Here is an 8434-nt window from a genome sequence, read left to right on the forward strand (position 1 = left end):
TGTTGAGCAATGCTCAATAGGGTGAGCGAGAAAGATTCCAGACCCCGTCAGCGCCTGACACAGGACGAGCGCCGCCGTCAGCTGCTCGGCATCGGGCTGAAGATGCTCACCGAGCGACCCATCCAGGACGTCGCGCTCGACGCCGTCGCCGAGGAGGCCGGCATCTCGCGCGGGTTGCTCTTCCATTATTTCCCGTCGAAGACCGCGTACTACGAGGCTGTCGTCGCAGCCGCGGGTCGCCGCATCCTGCGCAACGTCACCCCGCCCGACGACGTGACGGGCCGCGCGGCGCTCGCCGCGATGGTCGAGGCGTTCGTCGCTCAGATCGAACGCCGACACGAGCTCTATCGCGCCCTCGTCGAGGGCAGCCTCGCCGACGTCGGGGGAGCCGAGGTCGCTGTCACGCTGCGGGAGCGCCTCACCGGCATCGTCCTCGATTCGCTTGCCACAGAACCCGATTCGACGACGCCGCACCCCGCCGTCGTCCACGCCTGGCTCGCGTACGTCGAGGATCTTGCCGTCCAGGGCACACGCCCCGCCGTGCGCGAGCAGTTCGACGCCGGCGCCACCGTCCGTCATGCGCTGGCGGCGCTCGACGCGTTGAGCGGCGTGGCGATCACGCCGTCGCACTTCTCCCCCCAGGACGACGGCGCGCCCCGCCACGACTGCGGGCCTGACGTGCCCAAGCCTGTCACCCCTCACGATCACACCTCCCAGACCCCCACCAAGGAGTAGCCATGCGCGCAGTTCAGGTCGTCACCCTCGACGGGCCCGGTGCCGTCCGTATCAACGACGTCGACGCCCCCACGCCGAAGCCGCACGAGGTGCTCATCGACGTGCGCGCCGCCGGGTTGTGTTACCCCGACGCGTTGCTGACCCGTGGGCTGTACCAGATGAAGCCCGAGCCGCCGTTCACGCTCGGGGCCGAGGTGGCGGGCGTCGTCGCCCAGGCGCCCGAGGGGTCGGGGTTCAGCGTGGGCGACCGTGTCGTCGCCTTCCCCGGCTTCGGGGGGATGGCCGAGCAGGTGTGCGTCGCAGCGCCGTTCGTCTTCCACCTGCCGGACGACGTCAGCTTCGAGACGGGTGCGGCGCTGCCCATGAACTACCTCACCGTGCAGTTCGCCCTCGACCGACGTGGGCGCCTGGCCGAGGGGGAGACGGTGCTCGTGCATGGTGCGGCCGGCGGCATCGGCATCGCCGCGATCCAGCACGCCAAGGCGCGTGGTGCGCGCGTGATCGCCGTTGCCTCGAGCGACGACAAGCGCGCGATCGCCACCCAGGCCGGCGCGGACGACGTCATCGCGCCCGACGGGTTCAAGGACGCCGTCATGGAGCTGACGGACGGCCGCGGCGTCGACATCGTCGTCGACCCGGTCGGCGGCGACCGCTTCACCGACTCGCTGCGCAGCCTCGCAGTCGAAGGCCGCTTGCTCGTCATCGGGTTCACCGGCGGCGCGATTCCCGAGGTGAAGGTCAACCGGCTACTGCTCAACAACGTCGATGTCGTCGGCGTCGGGTGGGGCGCGTTCTGGATGCCGCGCCCCGAGACCGTCCCCGCGCAGTGGAAGGCGATCGAGCCGCTCGTCGCCTCCGGTCAACTCTCACCCGTATTCGGCGAGGTGCGCCCCCTCGAGCGTGCCGGCGAGGCCATCGCCGAGATGGAGGAGCGCCGCGCGACGGGCAAGCTCGTCCTCACGCTGTGACGGTTCGGGTGCCGCCCGGTGCCGAGCCGGGCGCACTCGCCTCGTTCTGCTCGGGATCCGCTCTGCAGGCCCGGCGCACGAGCAGGCCGGTGGCGCCGATGAGGGCGCCGACGACGAACACCGTCACGGCGAGCAGCCCCAGCATTCCGGCCAGGACGGCGTTGATGACACCGGAACCTGCGTGGGTCGTGACGTACTCGCTCGTCGGCAAATGGCCTCCCCCTCAGCAGCCGCGTCGCCTGCGCCGATCGCGCTTAGGGTGCGACTCACGCTCTTGGCTCAGCCAAGCACGGATCGTCGGCGGGCGGGGTTTGCGAGGACGTGAAAAGGTGGGGGCATGTCGTGGAGTTCCGAGCAGATCGCCTACGTCGAAGGAGCGCGTTTCGCGCCGAGCACCATCGGGTACGAACGTGAGGACGTCGAGCGCCTGCGCCGTCGCGCCGTCATCGCGATGAGAGCCGGCAAGCCGCTGCCCGACCTCGATGCGATGGTACTGCGGCGCACCGCGCGCGGCGGGTTGAACCTCGGGCAGGTCGACGGTCTGCGCACCGTGCTGTCGGTGTGGCGACGCACCACGCCGATCGAGGATCCGCAGGACGTGGCACGTCGCGCTCAGGAAGCCGAACTGGCGGCCTTCGCGGGGGTGCGTGACGGCGCGCCGCGCTGGAGTTCGCAGCAGATGGATCGCGTGCGCGACAAGCACTTCACGTTGCTGCGGCGCACGGCGACGAGCTACGACGAGAGCGACGTCGACGACTACCTCGACTCCGTCGTCGTCGCGATGCGCCGCGGCGTCGAGCTGCCCGACCCGGCGCAGGCGCGTTTCGCGTCGTCGGGCTTGCGGCGCGGCTACGACCCGAAGGAAGTCGACGACTTCCTCGACGAGATCGCCCACCTGCGACCGGAGGGATGACGAGCGATGACCGATCCCGACAAGCCCGCCCACGACAGCCGGGCCCCTGAGAACCAGGCTCCCGAGAACCGCGCCCTCGAGAACTCAGGCGATGAGAAGTCAGCCCCCGCGACGAGCTCGCCGGTCGACGACGCCGCGCAGAGCGGCACACCTGCAGGGGCCGACGAGTTGCGTCGTGCGACGCGCGCCGAGGTCGACGCCGAGGGCCTGCCCGACGAGAACACTGTCTCGAAGGCGGCGGTCTACCTCAACCGCAAGCTGCCGCGCACGCGCACCATCACACAGGGGCTCGTGCGTGACGCCGAGGGTCGGGTCATGCTGTGTCAGTTGTCGTACAAGAAGTTCTGGGATCTGCCCGGCGGTGTCGTCGACCCGCACGAGTCACCGGCGCACGCCCTCGTGCGGGAGATCGCGGAGGAACTCGGCGCGACGGCGACGATCACAGGTCTGCGTGTCGTGTCGTGGCTGCCGCCGTGGCGCGGCTGGGACGACGCGATGCTCTACCTGTTCGACGTCGAACTCGACCGTCCGGCAGGCGAATTCGCGCTGCAGCGCAAGGAGATCGCCGGCATCCACTTCGTCGGCCTCGACGAACTCGACGACCGCGTCGCGGCCTACACCGCCAAGGTGATCCGGCGCGCCGTCACGGCGATCGAGAACGGCGAGAGCGGTGTCTACCTCGAGAACGGTGACGAGCCGGGCTGGGCCTGAGCCTCAGACGCGGTAGTCGCTGCGCTCGTCGTCCGGGTCGATGATGAGCCCGAGGACCCATGACACGACCGACACGATGGCGGCGCCGACGACAGCGGTCGGCCAGAAGCGGTCGATGTGGAACGCGAAGCCGAGCTGACCCGCCAGCCACGACGTCAGCATGAGCATCGCCGCGTTGATGACGAAGATGAACAACCCGAGCGTCAGGATGAGGAACGGCAGCCCGAGCAGCTTCGCGAGGGGCCGCGCGAGCGCGTTGACGACGCCGAAGAGTGCGCCGACGACGAGTGCCGTGACCAGCTTCGTCGAGTTCGTCGTGAACCCGTCCGCGAGCGTCATGCCCTCGAGCAGGGCGGCGGCCACCCAGATGGCGGCCGCGTTGATGGCGACCTTGACGAGTGTGCGCATGAACCCACTCTGCCCCGTAGGGCTGAATGTTTCCTCGATCTGAGCGGCGCGCTCGCTGACGGCCGGCCTCAGGTCTGCGGTTGGGTGAACGCCCACTGGATCATCTCGCCCAGGTGGGGGACGTACGTGTTGTAGTTGTGCCCGCCGTGCGCGATCCACATCGCCGACACGTGCGGATCGGCCTTGGCCAGGTCGGCCATGCGCTTCGAGGTGGTCCAGGTCGCCTTGTCCTCACGGCTCGCGACGACGAGCATGCGCGTCGTGGGCATCTGGTAGAGGCGGTAGAGGTGGGACGGGGAGTTGAGGTCGCGCTCACTCTTCGAGCGGTAGAGGTCGCCCGTCGTTCCGTCCGTCATCGATTCGAAGTACCCACCCATCGAGACTGCCGAGCCCCATGGTGAACCGGAACGGGTGTAGAGCGCCTTTGCCGCGCAGTACCCGCCGGTGCTCCAGCCCAGCGCCGACCACTGCTTCGACTCCTTGGCGACTCGCAGGTGCGAACGGATGGCGTTGGGCACCGTCCGCGTCAGGAACGTCAGTTCCTGGGGGCCGTGCGTGATGTTGGTGCACTCGGTGTCGCGTCCCTGCACCGTCTGGTAGGGCGCGAACACGGCGACGAACGGGGCGGTCGTCCCCTTCTCGACCAGAGCGCTCGCCGTCTGACCGAAGTTGAGGTTCTCGACGGTGGAGCCGACCGTGTTGGCGTAGCCAGGCAGCACGACGAGGACGGGGTAACGCTTGTTGGCGTTCGCCTTGTCGTGGTAGCCCGGCGGCAACCACGCGACGCTCTGCGCGGTGCCACCGCCCGGCGTGGTGATGGGGAACGACTCGAAGCTGCCGCTGCCGGCGGAGCTGGCGTCGACACCACCGGCGGCGATGGCGGCCGCGCCGTTGTCCGTCTTGCCGAGCGCGTCGTCCCAGCTCGAGTAGAAACCGTACTGACGGTTGACGTACAGCCCGAGGGAGGCGACGGCGAGCACCTGGGCGACGACGACCGCCACCCAACTGCCGACGGCGCGCTGCCACGTCGCCTTCGTGCGCTGGCGCACCAGGACGAGCGCCAGTGGCACGATGACGGCACCGATCACCACGAGGGTGAGCAGCGTCGGGCTGGTGATGGACAAGGTGGCCTCCCCTGATCTGATTCTCGGCGTCATTAAAGGTGCCCTTGCTGGGGGAACGATGAAGAACATCTGGAAACCTCGCGCGGCCTAGGCTGGGAGCATGAGCGAATCGCTGGAGACCCCCGTCCGTCTGCGCACCACCCTCGATTCCGTGCCGGGTTACAAGCCGGGCAGGCCGGCGGCCACGGCCGCGGAGGATTCGGAGCGCGGCGTCACGAGCGTGTTCAAGATCTCCAGCAACGAGAACCCGTACCCGCCGCTGCCGTCCGTGCTCGACATCGTGCGCGAGGCCGCGTCGACGATGAACCGTTACCCGGACATGGCGTCGTCGGAGTTGACGCACGCCCTGGCGCAGCGGGTGGGTGTGAGCGCCGACGAGGTGAGCTTCGGCACGGGCTCGGTGGGCGTCCTCGCCTCCCTCATCCAGATCACGTGCGAGCCGGGCGACGAGGTCGTCTACGCGTGGCGCTCGTTCGAGGCGTACCCGATCGTCGTCGCGCTCGCGGGGGCGCGCTCGGTGCAGGTGCCGCTCGACGCCGACGCGCGGCACGACCTCGATGCGATGGCGGCTGCCGTCACCGATCGCACGCGGCTGCTCATCGTCTGCACACCCAACAATCCGACGGGCCCGAGCGTGCGTGCTGACGAGTTGCGCGCGTTCCTGCTGTCGCTGCCGGAGGATCTGCTCGTCGTGCTCGACGAGGCCTACCTCGAGTTCGTCGTCGCGGACGATGCGCCGGACGCGCTCGCCATCTACCGCGAGTTTCCCAACGTCGTCGTCCTGCGGACCTTCTCGAAGGCCTACGGCCTCGCGGGGCTGCGCGTCGGTTACGCGTTGGCGCGCCCGCGCATCACGACGGCGCTGCGCAAGGCGGCCACCCCGTTCGGCGTGAGTGACATGGCGCAGAAGGCCGCCATCGCCAGCATCGCAGCGTTCGACGAACTGCAGGAGCGCGTCGTCGCCCTCGTCGCTGAGCGCCGACGCGTCGTCGACGCCCTGGGCGAGGCGGGCGTCGACATCCCCGACACGCAGGCCAACTTCGTGTGGCTGCCGCTCGGCGAGCGGGCACTCGAGTTCGCCGCCTTCGCGGACGAGAACGGTCTCGTCGTGCGCCCGTTCGACGGTGACGGCGTGCGCTGCACGATCGCCGAGGTCGAGGCCAACGACCGTCTCATCGACGTCGTGACGCGCTTCTACGCGGGGTGAGTCGTCTCTTCGGGCTAGATTCGAGTGATGCCGATCACATCGTGAGACGGGGGTTTCGCGCCTCGATACGACTGTGAACCTGGCCGAAGAAACCGTCGTTCGGATGCGAATTACTCGTCGGTAGCCAGGTAGCGTCTCCTAGGTGGCGTGACCTGCGTCACAAGCCCTGTGGTGGCGTCCCGCACTCCGTGACGTCACCCCCGAACGCCTCGCGCCCCGCACTCAGGGCGACGTCGCGCAAGGAGGAAACGATGACGATTCCCGACGCTTCGCGCACCAATCACGCAGCGCACCTCGATGGGGTGACGCACGTGGCCGGTCATGCCCTCGACGGCAAGCCGGACATCACCGACGGCGGCCCCGACATGGTGCAGCTCATCGCACCCGACGGCACCCGCTCGCCGATGACGAGCGTCAATGAGCCCTACATGGAAGCGCTCAAGGCCATCACGGCCGAAGAGGTGCGCGCGATGTACCGCGACATGGTGCTGGTGCGCCGATTCGACATCGAGGGCTACAGCCTGCAGCGCCAGGGCGAGCTCGGCCTGTGGCCGCAGCTGCTCGGCCAGGAGGCCGCCCAGGTCGCCGCCGGCCACGCGCTGCGCGAGCAGGACTACGGCTTCCCCGGCTACCGCGAGCACGGCGTCGCGTTCTGCCGCGGCATCCAGCCGAGCCAGGTCTTCGCGCTCTACCGCGGCGTCACGCACGGCGGCCACGACCCGCGCAAGCACAACTTCAACACCTCGACGATCGTCATCGGCAACCAGATGCTCAACGCCGTCGGCTATGCCATGGGCCTGCGCCTCGACGGTGTCGTCGGCACGGGGGACGTGAACGTCGACGCGGCCGTCATGGCATTCACCGGCGACGGCGGCACGAGCCAGGGCGACTTCAACGAGGCGATGGTCTACGCGGCCGTCAACCACTCGCCGATGGTCTTCTTCATCCAGAACAACGGCTGGGCGATCAGCGAGCCGAACACGCGTCAGTTCATCATCCCGCCCTACAAGCGCGCTGACGGCTTCGGCTTCCCCGGCGTGCGCACCGACGGCAACGACGTCCTCGCGACGTACGCCGTCACCCGTCGCAGCCTCGACAACGCGCGCAGCGGGCTCGGCCCGACGCTCGTCGAGGCGTTCACCTACCGCATGGGCGCGCACACGACGTCCGACGACCCGTCGCGCTACCGCGACTCGGCACACGTCGAGGCGTGGAAGGCAAAGGATCCGATCGCACGTCTGCGTTCGCTGCTCGAGCGCGAGAACCACGCCGACGCGGCGTTCTTCGACGACGTCGACGCCGAGGCGAAGGAGCTCGCCGCCGAGTGGCGCCGCTCGTGCCTCGAGATGCCCGACCCGGAGATGACGGCGATGTTCGACCACGCCTACACGGTCATGGACGACCAGCTCACCGCTCAGCGCGACGAGTTCGCGGCCTACCTCGCCTCCTTCGAGGACGATGCAGCATGAGCGGCGCTTCCACGAGCACGGCCCCCGGCGCCGAGAAGGCCGCGAAACCCAAGAAGGCCCCGAAGCTCTCCCTTGCCAAGGCGCTCAACGCGGCGATGCACGACGCGATGGCGGCCGACGACAAGGTCGTCGTCATCGGTGAGGACGTCGGCGAGCTCGGTGGCGTCTTCCGCCTGACCGACGGGTTGAAGAAGGAGTTCGGCGAGCGCGTCATCGACCCGCCGCTGGCCGAATCCGGCATCGTCGGTTCGGCCGTCGGCCTCGCGATGCGCGGGTACCGCCCGATCGTCGAGATCCAGTTCGACGGGTTCGTGTACCCGGCGTTCGACCAGATCGTCAGCCAGGTCTCCAAGGTGCACAACCGTACCGAGGGCGCCGTCAAGCTGCCCATGGTCATCCGCATCCCGTTCGGCGGCGGCATCGGCGCCGTCGAGCACCACAGCGAGTCGAACGAGGCGTACTTCGCGCACACCGCCGGCCTGCGCGTCGTGGTCTGCTCGCGCCCCGTCGACGCGTACTGGATGATGCGTCAGGCCATCGACTGCGACGACCCGGTCATCTTCTTCGAGCCCAAGCGCCGCTACCACGAGCCCAGCCCCGACCAGCTCGACCTCGCCGCCGGCCCCGCTCGCGGCCTGTTCGAGGCCGAGGTGCTGCGCGAGGGCACCGACCTGACGCTGCTCGCGTACGGCCCGATGGTGCGCACGTGCCTCGACGTCGCCGCGGCCGCCGAGGCGGAGGGTCGCTCGCTCGAGGTCATCGACCTGCGCACGCTGTCGCCGATCGACGAGGAGACGATCTGCGAGTCCGTGCGCAAGACCGGCCGCGCCGTCATCGTGCACGAGGCCGCACGCTCGTACGGCGTGGGCGCCGAGCTGGCAGCGCTCCTGCAGGAGCGC

Annotated in this window: 11 protein-coding genes; 7 read left to right on the forward strand and 4 right to left on the reverse strand. The window is 69.1% G+C overall.

Going from position 1 to position 8434, the window contains the following annotated elements; genetic code table 11:
• The first annotated feature begins 21 nt into the window (after positions 1 to 21).
• Positions 22 to 735 carry a TetR/AcrR family transcriptional regulator gene (locus B2284_RS11970; RefSeq protein ID WP_074039683.1) on the forward strand — a complete coding sequence of 238 codons (714 nt, stop codon included), beginning with the start codon at positions 22 to 24 and terminating at the stop codon, positions 733 to 735.
• Between the two features lie 2 nt (positions 736 to 737).
• The gene (locus B2284_RS11975) at positions 738 to 1703 is read left to right on the forward strand and encodes an NADPH:quinone oxidoreductase family protein (RefSeq protein ID WP_074039685.1); all 966 of its coding nucleotides are present in this window, start codon (positions 738 to 740) and stop codon (positions 1701 to 1703) included.
• Here the strand turns inward: B2284_RS11975 and B2284_RS11980 are convergent.
• On the reverse strand, positions 1693 to 1914 hold the full coding sequence (locus B2284_RS11980; RefSeq protein WP_038566657.1) for a hypothetical protein: 222 nt from the start codon (positions 1912 to 1914) through the stop codon (positions 1693 to 1695). The genes B2284_RS11975 and B2284_RS11980 overlap by 11 nt on opposite strands.
• A gap of 126 nt (positions 1915 to 2040) precedes the next feature.
• On the opposite strand from B2284_RS11980, the gene B2284_RS11985 reads away from it, so the two are divergent.
• Positions 2041 to 2616 carry a DivIVA domain-containing protein gene (locus tag B2284_RS11985; RefSeq protein ID WP_286697566.1) on the forward strand — a complete coding sequence of 192 codons (576 nt, stop codon included), beginning with the start codon at positions 2041 to 2043 and terminating at the stop codon, positions 2614 to 2616.
• Here B2284_RS11985 and B2284_RS14530 read toward each other — a convergent pair.
• Positions 2553 to 2840, reverse strand: a complete 288-nt coding sequence (locus B2284_RS14530; protein WP_354082245.1) for a pentapeptide repeat-containing protein — start codon at positions 2838 to 2840, stop codon at positions 2553 to 2555. The two genes, B2284_RS11985 and B2284_RS14530, sit on opposite strands and share 64 nt — an antisense overlap.
• 67 nt (positions 2841 to 2907) lie before the next feature.
• Here B2284_RS14530 and B2284_RS14535 point away from each other — a divergent pair, with 67 nt between their 5' ends.
• The gene (locus tag B2284_RS14535; RefSeq protein WP_353887039.1) at positions 2908 to 3327 is read left to right on the forward strand and encodes an NUDIX domain-containing protein; all 420 of its coding nucleotides are present in this window, start codon (positions 2908 to 2910) and stop codon (positions 3325 to 3327) included.
• Positions 3328 to 3330: 3 nt separating this feature from the next.
• On the opposite strand, the gene B2284_RS11995 is transcribed toward B2284_RS14535, so the two are convergent.
• Positions 3331 to 3735 carry a phage holin family protein gene (locus B2284_RS11995; RefSeq protein WP_038566662.1) on the reverse strand — a complete coding sequence of 135 codons (405 nt, stop codon included), beginning with the start codon at positions 3733 to 3735 and terminating at the stop codon, positions 3331 to 3333.
• Positions 3736 to 3803: 68 nt separating this feature from the next.
• Positions 3804 to 4859 carry an alpha/beta hydrolase gene (locus tag B2284_RS12000; RefSeq protein ID WP_074039689.1) on the reverse strand — a complete coding sequence of 352 codons (1056 nt, stop codon included), beginning with the start codon at positions 4857 to 4859 and terminating at the stop codon, positions 3804 to 3806.
• A gap of 100 nt (positions 4860 to 4959) precedes the next feature.
• Between B2284_RS12000 and hisC the strand changes: the two genes are divergently transcribed.
• From hisC to B2284_RS12015, 3 genes are all read left to right on the forward strand, one after another.
• Positions 4960 to 6066, forward strand: a complete 1107-nt coding sequence (gene hisC / locus B2284_RS12005; RefSeq protein WP_074039691.1) for a histidinol-phosphate transaminase — start codon at positions 4960 to 4962, stop codon at positions 6064 to 6066.
• A 251-nt stretch (positions 6067 to 6317) separates the two neighbouring features.
• Positions 6318 to 7535, forward strand: coding sequence for a thiamine pyrophosphate-dependent dehydrogenase E1 component subunit alpha (locus tag B2284_RS12010; protein ID WP_275439148.1), 1218 nt, complete (start codon positions 6318 to 6320; stop codon positions 7533 to 7535).
• Positions 7532 to 8434: alpha-ketoacid dehydrogenase subunit beta (locus B2284_RS12015; RefSeq protein ID WP_286697567.1), on the forward strand; the 903-nt coding region annotated here is incomplete at its 3' end. The genes B2284_RS12010 and B2284_RS12015, both read left to right, overlap by 4 nt.

This window comes from Dermacoccus sp. UBA1591, assembly GCF_002322065.1.
GTDB lineage: Bacteria > Actinomycetota > Actinomycetes > Actinomycetales > Dermatophilaceae > Dermacoccus > Dermacoccus nishinomiyaensis.

Excerpts from the sequence above, each read along its gene's own strand:
- B2284_RS11975 (WP_074039685.1), top strand. The coding sequence starts at position 738 with ATGCGCGCAGTTCAGGTCGTCACCCTCGACGGGCCCGGTGCCGTCCGT.
- B2284_RS11985 (WP_286697566.1), top strand. The coding sequence starts at position 2,041 with ATGTCGTGGAGTTCCGAGCAGATCGCCTACGTCGAAGGAGCGCGTTTC.
- B2284_RS11995 (WP_038566662.1), bottom strand. The coding sequence starts at position 3,735 with ATGCGCACACTCGTCAAGGTCGCCATCAACGCGGCCGCCATCTGGGTG.
- hisC (WP_074039691.1), top strand. The coding sequence starts at position 4,960 with ATGAGCGAATCGCTGGAGACCCCCGTCCGTCTGCGCACCACCCTCGAT.
- B2284_RS12010 (WP_275439148.1), top strand. The coding sequence starts at position 6,318 with ATGACGATTCCCGACGCTTCGCGCACCAATCACGCAGCGCACCTCGAT.